The organism is Campylobacter sp. 19-13652 (assembly GCF_019702925.1).
Taxonomy (GTDB): Bacteria; Campylobacterota; Campylobacteria; order Campylobacterales; family Campylobacteraceae; genus Campylobacter_A.
In genome coordinates this window covers 1,461,389-1,474,254 of the sequence record NZ_AP024713.1, presented here as the reverse complement: position 1 = coordinate 1,474,254, position 12,866 = coordinate 1,461,389, and the positions used below count along the sequence as shown (strand labels likewise).

The following is a 12,866-nucleotide window of genomic DNA, read 5'->3' as shown; positions in this document are numbered from 1 at the left end:
TTTAATAAAAGGCAGGAGCATGCAGAGCATAAAAGAGGATATAAAGTCGTTTTATTTAGGGCTTAGCGATGATGAGCCATTTATCTATAAAAGCAAAGACCTAACCACGCACGCAGCCATCATCGGGATGACAGGTAGCGGTAAGACCGGGCTTGGTATCACACTACTTGAAGAGGCGTGCATAGACAATATTCCGACTATTATCATCGACCCAAAGGGTGATATGACAAATTTATTGCTCGCTTTTAGGGATTTAAGCGCAGATGAGTTTTTGCCCTACGTCGATGAAAACGAAGCCAAAAACTCTGGGCTAAGCCCACTAGAATACGCCAAAAGTGAAGCGCAAAAATGGCAAGACGGACTAGAGCGGACATATCAGGATAAGGCTCGTGTGGGGCTATTTAAAGATAGCTGCGATTTTACCATCTTTACGCCAAAAAGTAGCGCTGGGGCTGGCGTGGCGCTACTTGGGGAGTTTAGAGCGGTGGGGCTTGATGATGAGAGCTTAAGCGAATATTCAGCTACGCTTACAAGCTCTCTGCTATCTTTGCTTGAAATGGACATAGACGCAACTTCTAGGGAGTTTTTGCTCATCTGCTCCATTTTTATGGATAAATTTAAACAAAACTCAAGCCTTACTCTGCCGCAGCTCATAGAGCTTATCGCAAATCCACCATTTAGCAAGCTTGGCGTATTTGATTTAAAGACTTTCTATCCGCAAAATGAGCGGCTAAAACTAGCGATGAAGCTAAATGCACTACTAGCAAGCCCTAGCTTTGCGCCGTGGCAAAATGGAGAGCGGCTGGATATTAAAAATATGCTTTTTAATAGCGAAGGCAAAGCGCGGTGCAATATCTTTAGCATAGCGCATTTAAGCGATAGCGAGAGGATGTTTTTTGTAACGATTTTGCTAAATGAAATAATCTCTTTTATGCGCCAAAGCGAGGGCCTGGGCTCGCTTAAAATGGTGCTATATATGGATGAAATTTTTGGCTTTTTCCCGCCAAATCAAAACCCTAGCTCAAAAACCCCAATGCTAACGCTACTAAAGCAAGCACGCGCCTTTGGCATAGGTGTGGTGCTAAGCACGCAAAATCCAGTCGATATCGACTATAAAGGGCTTAGCAACATAGGCACGTGGTTTATCGGCAGACTTCAGACTGCGCAGGATAAAGCTCGAGTGATTGATGGGCTTAGCACGCTTAAAGGGGCTAGCAAATCTCAGCTTGAGGATAGTATTTCAAATTTGCAAAAGCGCAATTTTTTGGTTAAAAATATAAATAAAGATAGCATTGATAAAATCACCACACGCTGGGCGCTAAGCTACCTAAAAGGCCCACTAAATAAAGAGCAAATTTCAAATTTAATGGCTAGCAAAAAAGCAAAACAAGAGCCGCAGACACCCCATAAAACCACGCAAAGCCAGACCTTTGGCTCGCCACTACTATCTGATGAAATACCTCAGCTTTTTAACGCCAAAAATAATGGTGCGCTTGAGCCTTATTTGTTAGCAAATGCCAAAGTGCGTTTTAATGACGCTAAAAAAGGGGTTGATATTACTAAGGATTTAAGCCTTGTTTTATACCTTGATGAGAGCTTAAAAAGGCTTGATTTTAGCGAGGCTTATGAGAGCAACAAGAGCGCATATAGCGACCAAAAGCCTGCAACGAGCGAGTATTACAGCCTGCCTAGTATAATTTTAAATGCAAAAAATTTAAAAGAGTTTAGCCGTGAGTTTAAGGACTACATTTACAGGGATTATAAGCTAAAAATTTTTAGCGCAGCTGGGATTTTCTCAGAGCCAAATGAGAGCAAAGAGAGCTTTTGTGCTAGGCTTGCAAGCAGGTGCGATGAGCTGGCAAATATCGAGCTAAGCGAGCTTGGTGATAAATTTGAAAAAGAAAAATCAAAGCTAGAGACAAAGCTAAATCAGGCTATTTTAAAGCTAGAAAAAGAAAAAGACGAGCTTAAAAAAAGCGGAATAGACGCAGCTATTAGTATAGGCGCTAGCATTCTTGGGGCGATTTTTGGCTCTAAAAAAATCCTCTCTAGCACAAACGCATCTAAGCTAGCCTCAGGCGCAAGAAGCGCAAATCGAGTGATAAAAGAGCGAGGCGATGTAAAAAGCAGCGAAGCTAGCGTAGAGGGACTAGAGCTTGAAATAGCTAGGCTAAATGAGGTTTACAAAGAGCAAATTCTAGTCATAAAAGAGAAAAACGACATAAGAAACATACAGATAAACGAGATGTTTTTAAGCCCAAAACGCACCGACATTTACGGCGAAAATCTCGCAATTTTATGGCAAAACTAGCCAGCTTTTTGGCAAGTTAAATTTACGTTTCACAAATCGCCCCCCCCCTAAAACCACAGGGGCTTTATTATCACTCTTTACGCAAAGTAGCGCAAAAGCCACGCACTATTAAATCCTCGTGGGCTTAAAAACTGCGCGTTTAATTTATGCGCGCCCCACGTTACTTTCGCAAGTACCAAAAAACCACACCAAATCAAAGATATGGGGATTTTGCACGCTTAAAATACCATTAAAATTTGTCAAATTTAAAATTTTTTGTTATGGTAAAAGGAGCTAAGAAATATTAAAAATAACTTAAAGGAACGATATGAATAGAGAAAAATTACAGAGATTTAACCCCAACATCTTTTACCCATCCGTAATTACAATCACAATTATTACGCTATTTGCGATGATTTTCCCAGAGTTTTCTAGCGATAAATTTAAAGCCTTGCAAGCTGGCATAAATGACTATTTTGGCTGGTTTTACGTACTTGTTGTGGCGATTATGGTGCTGGCTGTGCTAGTACTTGGCTTTAGCAGGCTTGGCGAGATAAAGCTGGGGCTTGATCACGCTTTGGCGGAGTATTCAAACATAAGCTGGTTTGCCATGCTTTTTAGCGCTGGTATGGGGATTGGGCTAGTATTTTTTGGTGTGGCTGAGCCACTTATGCACTATCTAGCTCCGCCAAATGCTACCCCATCTACCCCAGAAGCCGCACGGCTTGCTATGAATATCACCTTTTTTCACTGGGGACTTTCAGCATGGGCGATCTATGCGCTTGTAGCACTCATGCTTGCATTTTTTGCCTATCGCCACGGCTTGCCGCTGTCGTTAAAATCGGCGTTTTATCCGCTTATTGGAGATAGGATTTATGGCTTTTGGGGCGCAATGGTAGATAGCTTTGCTGCGATTTCAACGCTCTTTGGCATAGCCACATCGCTAGGATATGGCGTACTTCAGGTAAATGCTGGACTTAGTCACGTATTTGGAATGGCTAATGACGCTAGCTCAAATTTAATCCTGCTAGCCCTGCTTACTGTGCTTGCGACCATCTCGGCTAGTAGCGGCGTCGATAAGGGCATAAAAATCCTCTCAAACACAAACATAGCAATTGCCATTGTCTTTATGCTACTTGTGCTAACACTTGGCGATACGGTCGTGCTTTTACGTGATCTGGTGCAAAATACGGGAAATTACATCTCTACTTTTATCTCAAACACCTTTAACCTTTACGCCTACAAACAAGAAAGCCAAAGCTGGCTTGGGGGCTGGACGCTGCTTTACTGGGCGTGGTGGCTTAGCTGGTCGCCTTTTGTGGGTGTTTTTATCGCCAAAATCAGCAAGGGGCGCACTATTAGAGAATTTGTTATAGGGGTGCTTTTGGTGCCGACTGGCTTTACCTTTGCTTGGCTTAGCATATTTGGCAACTCTGCTATAGATATGCTCTCTCATAACGCCGCACTTGCTACTAGCCTAAGCCAAAACTCAGCCCTTAGCCTTTTTGCATTTTTAGACGCTATGCCCTTTTCTACGCTGCTTAGCCTAGTGGCTGTGGCTATGGTTGTGGTATTTTTTATTACTTCAGCCGACTCGGCAGCCATGGTGATAAATATGCTTACAAGCAATGGCGCTGATAATACCCCACTATGGCAGAAAATTTTTTGGAGCATGGCAATAGGCGTGGTGGCTGTGGTGCTGCTACGCAGTGGTGGGCTTGCGAGCCTTCAAGCCATGACGATAGCTACTGCTTTGCCACTTTCAATAGCGCTTTTAGCTGGCACAGCTGGATTATTTCGCGCCCTTAGGCTTGATGCGCTAAAAAAGGAGACGCAAAACTTCGCTGCCATGCCACTAAGCGACGCTAGCAAAAGCTGGCAAGAACGGCTTGAGGCGATAGTAGAACTACCTAATAAAAAAGACGCAGCCAAATACCTAAAAGCCGTGGTAGTGCCAGCTTTTAGCGAAGTGGCACGAGAGTTTGAACAGCTAGGGCTAAAAGCTAGCCTTAGCGAGGGAGAGAGGCAGACTAGTCTAAGGGTAGATCTAGGCGAGGAGAGCGATTTTGTCTATGGCGTGAGGCTTGTGGGGCAGGATGTGCCTGATTACGCTAGCGATGGCGAGGAGATTTATTACCGTGCGGAGGTGTTTTTAGCGCAGGGTGGGCAGGATTATGACGTGCTAGGCTGGAGCAAAAGCACACTACTAAATGACGTAATCGAGCAGTATAGAAAGCATATGCAGTTTTTGCACAGGATTAGATAGGCTGGGGGTTTCTTTGCTTTAAAAGCCAGCTTGTCTCGCTTTGCTATGCGTCGTTAGATTTAAATTTTTACTCTCTCACATACTATATGTATGCTCGGTCGTAAAAATTTAAATCCGCCTTGCCTAGCTTTGCGATACTTCGCATATAGCCAGTCTGTGCGGAGCAAACTTTAAACGTTGCGATTTAAAAATTTGACAAAGGCAAATTTTTAAATGCTAGCGACACTTCTAACTTTGTCGGAGTCAAGGGGTGGGGCGACAGGCGCAAAAAAAGAATTTAAACCCAAACAAAACCAAAGTTTTGGGGTATAATGCCAAATAAAAAAGGCAAAAAATGCAAAATATAAGCGTATGTGGTATCCACACCGAAATAGGTAAAACAGCCGTATCTGCCGCACTTTGCGCCGAATTTGGCTACTCGTATTTTAAGCTTATTCAAGCAGGAAGCGAGCACGATAGTGCTAGAGTGGCAAGCCTAGCAAAAAGTGCTGGGGCGAGCGTGCAAATTTACCCAAACGGAGTGAGCCTGAACCAGCCAGCCAGCCCCCACATCGCAAGTCAAGCGCAAGGCGTTAGCTATGACGCACTTAGTATAGCTTTGCCCGCTACTAGCGGCGTTTTAGTCGAGCTTGCTGGGGGGCTATATACGCCGCTTGGTGGTAAAAATGAGATGGAGCTTAGGGGCGTAAATTTAAAGCCTAATTTAGGGCAGAGCCGCACAGAGCAAAGCCCTGATAGCGCTTTTGGGGGTGGGTTTATGATTGATTATCTTGCCACGCACTCCTTGGCGACTTTTTTGGTTTGTGCGGATTATTTGGGTGCGATAAACCACACTATGCTAAGCCTAAACGCCCTAACTAGCAGGGGTATAAGGGTGCTTGGCGTGATAGTAAGCGGCGAGGATAGAGTGCTGGGTGAGTTTTTATCTAGACGTGGTGAGAGAGTTTTTAGTCTGCCACGCTTTGGTGTGGATGGCGATTTTAAAGCGGCGGCGGCTTGGCTAGGTAGGCAGATTAGGCAGGTTGGTGTTTTGGACGCTTAGGTTGACAGAGCAAGTGGCAAAGCCGCAGAAACTTTGGAATTTTTAGGTTTGTGATTTAAATTTATTTTTACATTTATTTTTATGTCAAGGGATGGGGTTGGAGTTATGAAGCCACCCCACCCCTTGACAACCACACGTGTAATGGGTCGCTGATATTTAAATTTGTTAAGTAACAAATTTAAATCGCAACGGCTGGCGACTACTCCGCACGGAATGGCTATATGCGAAGTATCGTGAGATGATTTTTGGGGTTGTGAGCCATTTTCAAGCGGAGCATACATAAAGTATGTGAGCATTGAAAATGGCGAAGCTCCGCAAAAAGGGCTCACGAGACGAGTTGGCTTTTAAATCAAATTTAACCCTTTAAAAGCCAAATCAAAGCTGGGGTAATATCATAGCCATACTGCCACGTATAGCGGTGATCGCCGCCTTTAAAGATGAGATAATAAACGTCGCAATCAGGGCTAAAAAGGCTAGCCACTCGTGCGTTTAAATCGGCACTCTTGGCGTCTATCTCTAGGCGTTTGACGCAGCGTCCAATCTGAGTAAGCTTGCTTGTTAGCTCGTCCATACTAGGCTTTGCGCCAGGGTCATTTTCGCTAGCGATTAAAAACAGCTTCGTGCCGCTTAGATTTGCCGCCTTGCTAAACTCCCACTTGCTCGCCACCACGTAAGAACCAGCGAAAAACCCAGGATGGAGCATATCCATAGCAAGCGAAGTCATACCGCCCATAGACTGCCCGCTGTTATAAATTTTGCCGATGTTATAGCGGGTTTTTAGCTCGTTTATTAGCTCGATTGTCCGATCTAAATCCGCGCTGTGAGCGTAGTTATCATCGACCATTATGCGTGAGTATTGTGGCGCTAGCACGAAGGCACTCTGCATGTCCTGCACTGCACTTTCGCTCCACGCCACCGCACCCCGCCCCTGCGTGAGCGTGGTAAGCACGTCAGGCGAGACCGCCCCAGCGTCGTGCATAAAAAGCACGAGCGGGTAGGTTTTGCTTGCGTTATAATCCTTTGGTATGAAAAGATTATATTCTAGGCTCTCGCCATCTTTTGCTATAAATTTATGCTGAGTGAAGTCTCTCACCCCAAGCCTGAGTGCTTGCGTTTGGGGCGTGGAGTGGGGTTTGGATAGATTATTGCTTGACTGGCTAGATTTAGTAGCGGTTTGGCTAGCTTTGCTTGCAGACTGGCTAGGGTGATTAAGACTGCTTGTGGCCAGATCGCTTAACTGGGCTGAGTTTTGCGCGGTTTTGACTATGCTATTTTCGTGGCTGGCTGGGGTTAAATTTGGCGTTTTGTTTTGGGTATTTTTAGCTTCACTTGCTCTTTGCGCGGCAGCCTTTTGCACGGCCTCTTGCCACGCCTCTTCGCTCATAGAACTACCCCTTATATCCACGCTTACGCTCTTTCCTGCTGGGTAGGTGGCGGTGGCGGTTTGTAGCGTGCCAGTTTGGCTTATGCTGGCTTTTATGTCTGGGATTTGCTTTGGATTTCCTAGGCTATTTAGCTTTGGGCCGCCCTTGCCTAGGGATTTTGGCTTGTTGGGGCTAGCTGGCGAGCCAGAAAAGGCAAGTGGGGCTAAGTCAAGCGCTATAAATTTAGAGCTTTTTGCCCCTGTTTGCGTCCCAGCGGCGTCGCTTAGGGCAGCTTTTACTATCTGCCTGCCTTCTACGCTAAAATCATCGCTAGATAATGAGCTAGCCAAAATGGGCGCGTCGTAGCTTAGCACGATTTTAGCGATATGCTCGCCATCTCCATAAACCTTCGTAATCGCCGTAACTGACGTGATGTGCGAGGTGGCAAAAAGCACAAGAGGCGTAGCCAAAAATAAAAGCCGTTTCATCGTTTTATCCTTTGTATATTATTTTATATTTTACGTATTTTAGCTGGTTTTGGTAAATGTTGTTTTATTTTTAAAAGTTATTTAGCCTTGATTTTTGCTTTTGCTGGGCGGATTTTGTGGGCGTAAGCTTAGGATTAGTTTGAGGTCGAGTTTTTATAAAATTTAGCCTCTAAAGTCTTTTTATGATAATAAATTATGCTCCTTTAGCTGCAGTGTGTTTGGCAGTGCAGTTGGGCAGCTTGCATAGGGATATGCAAGCTTTTTGCGTTAGAATTTGAAGTTGTACCCTAGGTAGATTGCTGGGCTTGTTTCTCTTGCGTCTTTAAATTTTGTAGTGTCAAATTTAAAGCCAAAATCAAGCTCGTTGTGCTCGTTTATCTCATAAAGCCCGCCTAGTTTTGCGCCTATTAGCCAGCCGTTTGCGCTATCTCCCTCTAAATCCTCTACTTTTAGTTTGCTTTTTGTTACGCCAGTGTACGCACCCACCGCTAGCTTGAAGCTGTCGCTTAGGCTTGGTGTGAAGTCAGCACCCACGATAAATCTATGGCTGTCATATTTGTACTTGACGCCTTGTACCTCTTTTTTAAACTTAAATCTATAATCATACTGACCATAAGCCCTCATAATACCAAAATCATAGCCCGCTTTTAGGCTTATTCCAGGTTGAGCTTTTTTGATGCTGTCGCTATCGCCGTCGAATTTTAGTTTCGTGCTTAGGCTATAATCTGCGCCAACGCCCATAAATGCGCCATTTGCCATAGCTTGGCTAGCTAGGGCTAGGGCTGCTACTGATGTGATGAGTAGTTTTTTCATCTTTTTCTCCTTTTAAATTTAAAAAATGAAAGGGTATATTACCCCCCCCCTTAATTTTTACTTAAAAATAGATTAATGGATTAAAAATTTAAATTCGATAGCTCTTTTAAAGGATGGTGTTATTTTATAAATTTAAATCATAGTAGTGGTATATGGTTTGTATTTTTTTGTGTTGTAAAATTTTTATCGGCACTTTAGCATTAAAGTTGTCGTGATTTTTGAAAGTAAAGTTAAATTTTAAAAGCAAATAATAAAAAAGGGCGAGCCAGAAGCCCGCCCCAAAAAAGGTTTATTATTAAGCTATGATTATAGCTTGTCAGCGTTGCTTGATAGATACTCAGCCACGCCAGCTGTATCAGCTTTCATACCTTTATCGCCTTTGTTCCAGCCAGCTGGGCATACTTCGCCGTGCTCGTTTGTAAAGATCATAGTATCGACCATTCTTACCATTTCGTCGATGTTTCTGCCTAGTGGTAGGTCATTGATTACTGCGTGGCGGATAGTGCCGTCTTTGTCTAGTAAGAAGCTTCCACGAAGCGCAACGCCCATATCCTCAACTAGCACATCAAAAGCCTTAGCGATTGCGTGGTTTCTATCAGCTACTATTGGGAAGCGCACTTGGCCGATACCGCCCTTATTTACTGGAGTCTCTTTCCACGCAAAGTGGCTAAATTCGTTGTCTGTGCTTACGGCGATTACTTCGATGCCGCGGCTTTTAAACTCATCGTATCGCTTGTCAAATGCTATGATTTCGCTTGGGCAAACGAAAGTAAAGTCCATAGGGTAGAAAAATACCACCGCGCCCTTTTCGCCGATGTTTTTGTATAGGTTAAAATCGCCTACGATTTGGTTGTTTCCTAGGACTGCTGGTGCTGTAAAGTCAGCTGCTTTTTTTGTTACTAACATTTTAGTTCTCCTTGTAATTAATAAAATTTATTGATTGCGAAATTATATCTGTAAAAAGTTAACATTTGATAAATCATTTCAATTTTTATCGTATGAAATTTCAAAATCGTAAAATTCATTTTTCTCGGCGTCGTTTCCTATTTTATTATACTGGATTATTGCGGCTTCTATATTTTTTTGCGATTGATACAGATAGCCAAGCGCTGCACGTGGCTCGGACGCGCCTGAGTTTGCCAGCTTGCTAAGCTCTAAAAGCGCGATTGCGTTTGCGTCCTTGCCAGCTCCAGTAGCGGCAACAGAAGCCAAAAAAAGCGTGCTAGCGTCATCTATTTTAAATTTATCAATGACTGTGTTATATAGATGATAAGCCTCATCAAAATTGCCTGTAAAAATATCCACGTAAGCCAACGTCTGCATGTAGCTTACGTTTTCTGGGGCTTTGTCTAGCTCGGCTTTGACGCGTTCTCTTTCTTTGTCGAGCAATCCAGCAATTTGTAGCAGCTTTATATACTGTTCTCTTACTATGCTTGCGCCGTGGTAAAAGCTATCTTGCCGCAATTTTGCGTTGTTAAACGCGATTTGGATATTTTTGGCGTAGGTTTTTATCTCCTCGCCCTCGTGATTCGCGATAAATTCGACTATGTTTGCCATTATATCATCAGGCAAAAGCTCTCGTAATTTGCGCGCCTCGGCTTTCATTATGCTTTGGTTTGAGATTAGCTTTGCAATTATCACATCAAAGGCTAGATTTAGCGCACTTTGGGGCTTTGACTCATCAAGCCAGCGCATGAGTGCAGCCTGGTTTGTGGTGGTTAAATTTATTAACGCTTCGTATAAATTTGTGCTTTTTAGATTTGGATCGTTTTGCATATTTTCAGTGATTTCGTTAATAAATTTCGCATTTGCTCCCCCGCTTAGCTCGCTTGCTAGCACGCCCAAAGCCCCAGCTATGTAATCACGTGGCGCTAAGTGATAGCTTGCTATGAAATTCCTCGCAGCTTCCTTAAAATCGCCCATTTGAGCGTAGCTGAGCGCTAGATTATACCGCAGTATGGCATGCTCTGGATAGAGGCTTATTAACTCTTTAAATTTAGCATTCGCTGCTCTTAAATCGTAGTTTAGCGCATTTGCGATCGCGCTTGAAAGCTGCATATTTACCTTTGAAAGCGCCCTGCCAGCCTCGAGATAATTTCCAGCCTCTGCCGTATCGTCAAGGAATAAATTTACCCCGCCTTTTCTTATGTACTCCATGCTTTGCTTTGCATTAAAGACCTTGTAAGGCGCGAAATAAAACAGCGTCTCATAGCGCCCTTTTTTGGTATAGAAAATGTCATTTTTAAAGCTTTGCTGGGCTAAATTTATATCAAAAAGCTCTGGATTTAGCCGCGCTTTTATGGGGTAAATGTCAGCTGCTGCAGCTGGCGAGGCGCTAAAGAGCTGCTTTAGCTTAGCTGCTGCGTCGCCGTACTGGCTGGTTTTTAGATCGATTAGTATTTCGCTTTTGCTTACTTCATCTGGTTTTATGCCTTCTTTTTGGGCTTGTGCTATGTGTTCGCGTGCTTTTTTAAAATCCCCCAAGCTTGCGTAAACTTGAGCCTGTGTTAGGTATGGTTTTAGCGCTTTTGCCTCGTCTAAATACTCAGCCGCTAGCCTCATATTCCCGAGGCTTGCATAAATTTTAGCCGCTAGATAGGCATACTGAGATTTGTAATCTTTACTACTAGGATTTTTAAGTGCCTCAAGTGCGGCTAAATATTCGCCTTTATAATAGCGAATGAGTGCGTAGTAGTAGGAGTATAGCGGACTTGATTTTTCGTTTTTTAGGAATGAATTTGCAAGTTCGATGTAGTAGTTAAACTCCATTTCATTTTTTAACTCCAGCGCGCAAACTGCCGCATTTATCGCACTTACGGCTATATTTTCGCCGTCATCTATGGCTTTTTTAAAGCTTGATAGTGCTTCGGTGTAGCGTTCTTGTTTTAGCTGGCTTACACCTAGGTTGTAGTTTGATAGGGCTTGATTATACGTGGCTACATTTTCATAAATTTTAAGCGCTTCAAATTTATTCCCACGCTCGTATAGCTCATTTGCTTTGCGGATCATATCATCGATTTTGCCAGCTTTAAACTCCTGTGTTTTGTAGCTTTGTCCTATCTGGCCGGCTAGGTCTTGAGAGCTTTGAGCTTTGTCGTCACTGCGTAGTAGCATTATCAAAACAATAGCTATTATGATAATAAAAAGAGCCGCCGCCCCAGCTATTATAAAGAGCTTTTTTTTGCTTTTGGGGGCGGTTGGTTCAGGCTGTATCTCATCGTCTGCTTCGCTCTCCTCTAGGCTTTGCAGGTCTATTATCTCGTCAGCTTCGCCGCTTTCCTCGCCGGCTGGCTTTAGGACTATTACATCCTCGTTTTGGCTAGCGCTGACTTCGTCCCTGTCTGCCACTACATATACCTTTTAAGCACGTCTGGTATGGCGATACTGCCGTCACTTTGCTGGTAGTTTTCCATTATGGCTATTAGCGTCCTACCTACAGCTAGGCTAGAGCCGTTTAGCGTGTGGGCTAGGGTGTTTTTCTTGCCGTCACGATATCGAATTTTAGCTCGGCGTGCTTGAAAATCACGAGTGTTTGAAATTGAGCTTATCTCTCGGTATTTGCCCTGTCCTGGTAGCCAGACTTCAAGGTCAATCGTCTTTGCCGCACTAAAGCCAAGATCCCCACTGCAAAGGAGCATATGGCGGTGCGCAAGCCCAAGCGAGCTAAGCAGATCAGACGCACAAGAAATCATCTCTTCAAGCATAGCTTCGCTCTCATCCGCCTTTGTGATCGCCACCAGCTCGACCTTTTCAAACTGGTGCTGGCGTATCATACCGCGCGTATCTCGCCCCGCACTTCCTGCTTCTTTGCGAAAGCAAGCCGAGTAGCAAGTCATCTTTTTAGGTAGCTCATCGGCTGGAATAATTTCATCTGCGTATAAATTTGTTACAGGCACTTCGCTGGTTGGGATTAGGTAAAGATCCTCATCACGGACTTTGTAAAGGTCATCTTCAAATTTAGGCAGCTGTCCAGTGCCATAAAGCGTAGCAGAACTTACCAAAAACGGCACATTCACTAGCTCAAAGCCACGAGCGGCGTTAAAGTCTATCATATAGTTAATTAGAGCCCTATTTAGCCGTGCTCCCTCGCCACGAATGGCTGTAAATCGGCTCCCGCTTAGCTTTACCCCACGCTCAAAATCAAGCCAGCCAAGCTGAGCCCCAAGCTCGTAATGCTCCTTTGGCGTAAAGCTAAAGTGCGGCACTTCGCCCACCACTTTTAAGCAGACGTTATCATTCTCATCAGCCCCAGCTGGCACGTCATCGTCAGTGATATTTGGCACGCTAGCGGCGATTTGGCTTAGGCTCTCATCAAGCTCTCTAACGACCGCTTCAAGCTCGCTGGCTTTGGCTTTATTCTCGCTTAGCTCGTCCTTTAGCGTGCTCACATCCTCGCCGTTTCTAGCCTTTATGCCTAGCTCCTTGCTTTTGGCATTTTGCACGGCTTGCAGGCTTTCTAGCTCGAGCTTAGCGGCTTTAAGCGCATTAAATTTACTCACAAGCTCATCAAGCAGGGCAGGGGCTACCTTTTTGCCCTTTAGCTTGGCCAAAAACTCATCATAATTACTCTCAAGCAGTTTTAAATTTATCATCATCTCTCCTT

Annotated in this window: 8 protein-coding genes; 3 read left to right on the top strand and 5 right to left on the bottom strand. The window is 44.1% G+C overall.

Annotation, left to right across the window (positions count from 1 at the left end; all coding sequences use genetic code 11):
* The first annotated feature begins 19 nt into the window (after positions 1-19).
* The 3 genes from LBC_RS07125 (at position 20) to bioD (ending at position 5,598) form a co-directional block, all read left to right on the top strand.
* Complete coding sequence (locus LBC_RS07125) at positions 20-2,311, top strand: ATP-binding protein (protein ID WP_221253750.1); 2,292 nt, start codon at positions 20-22, stop codon at positions 2,309-2,311.
* Between the two features lie 307 nt (positions 2,312-2,618).
* The gene (locus tag LBC_RS07120; RefSeq protein WP_221253749.1) at positions 2,619-4,556 is read left to right on the top strand and encodes a BCCT family transporter; all 1,938 of its coding nucleotides are present in this window, start codon (positions 2,619-2,621) and stop codon (positions 4,554-4,556) included.
* Between the two features lie 334 nt (positions 4,557-4,890).
* The gene (bioD, locus tag LBC_RS07115; protein WP_221253748.1) at positions 4,891-5,598 is read left to right on the top strand and encodes an ATP-dependent dethiobiotin synthetase BioD; all 708 of its coding nucleotides are present in this window, start codon (positions 4,891-4,893) and stop codon (positions 5,596-5,598) included.
* Positions 5,599-5,953: 355 nt separating this feature from the next.
* Here the strand turns inward: bioD and LBC_RS07110 are convergent, their stop codons facing one another.
* The 5 genes from LBC_RS07110 to serS all read right to left on the bottom strand — a co-directional run bounded on the left by LBC_RS07110 (position 5,954) and on the right by serS (position 12,855).
* Entirely contained in the window at positions 5,954-7,450 is a 1,497-nt protein-coding gene (locus LBC_RS07110) for a hypothetical protein (RefSeq protein WP_221253747.1), read from the bottom strand.
* Between the two features lie 267 nt (positions 7,451-7,717).
* Complete coding sequence (locus LBC_RS07105; protein WP_221253746.1) at positions 7,718-8,263, bottom strand: outer membrane beta-barrel protein; 546 nt, start codon at positions 8,261-8,263, stop codon at positions 7,718-7,720.
* Between the two features lie 306 nt (positions 8,264-8,569).
* A complete protein-coding gene (locus tag LBC_RS07100) occupies positions 8,570-9,169 on the bottom strand; it encodes a peroxiredoxin (protein ID WP_221253745.1) in 600 nt (199 codons plus the stop codon).
* Positions 9,170-9,247: 78 nt separating this feature from the next.
* Positions 9,248-11,611 carry a tetratricopeptide repeat protein gene (locus tag LBC_RS07095; RefSeq protein ID WP_221253744.1) on the bottom strand — a complete coding sequence of 788 codons (2,364 nt, stop codon included), beginning with the start codon at positions 11,609-11,611 and terminating at the stop codon, positions 9,248-9,250.
* Complete coding sequence (gene serS, locus LBC_RS07090; RefSeq protein WP_221253743.1) at positions 11,611-12,855, bottom strand: serine--tRNA ligase; 1,245 nt, start codon at positions 12,853-12,855, stop codon at positions 11,611-11,613. Before serS ends, LBC_RS07095 begins: the two co-directional genes overlap by 1 nt.
* Between the last annotated feature and the right edge of the window lie 11 nt (positions 12,856-12,866).

Bases quoted from the DNA above. Each gene is read 5' to 3' on its own strand.
- LBC_RS07120 (WP_221253749.1), top strand. From the start codon at position 2,619: ATGAATAGAGAAAAATTACAGAGATTTAACCCCAACATCTTTTACCCA.
- LBC_RS07100 (WP_221253745.1), bottom strand. From the start codon at position 9,169: ATGTTAGTAACAAAAAAAGCAGCTGACTTTACAGCACCAGCAGTCCTA.
- LBC_RS07105 (WP_221253746.1), bottom strand. From the start codon at position 8,263: ATGAAAAAACTACTCATCACATCAGTAGCAGCCCTAGCCCTAGCTAGC.
- serS (WP_221253743.1), bottom strand. From the start codon at position 12,855: ATGATAAATTTAAAACTGCTTGAGAGTAATTATGATGAGTTTTTGGCC.
- LBC_RS07110 (WP_221253747.1), bottom strand. From the start codon at position 7,450: ATGAAACGGCTTTTATTTTTGGCTACGCCTCTTGTGCTTTTTGCCACC.
- LBC_RS07125 (WP_221253750.1), top strand. From the start codon at position 20: ATGCAGAGCATAAAAGAGGATATAAAGTCGTTTTATTTAGGGCTTAGC.
- bioD (WP_221253748.1), top strand. From the start codon at position 4,891: ATGCAAAATATAAGCGTATGTGGTATCCACACCGAAATAGGTAAAACA.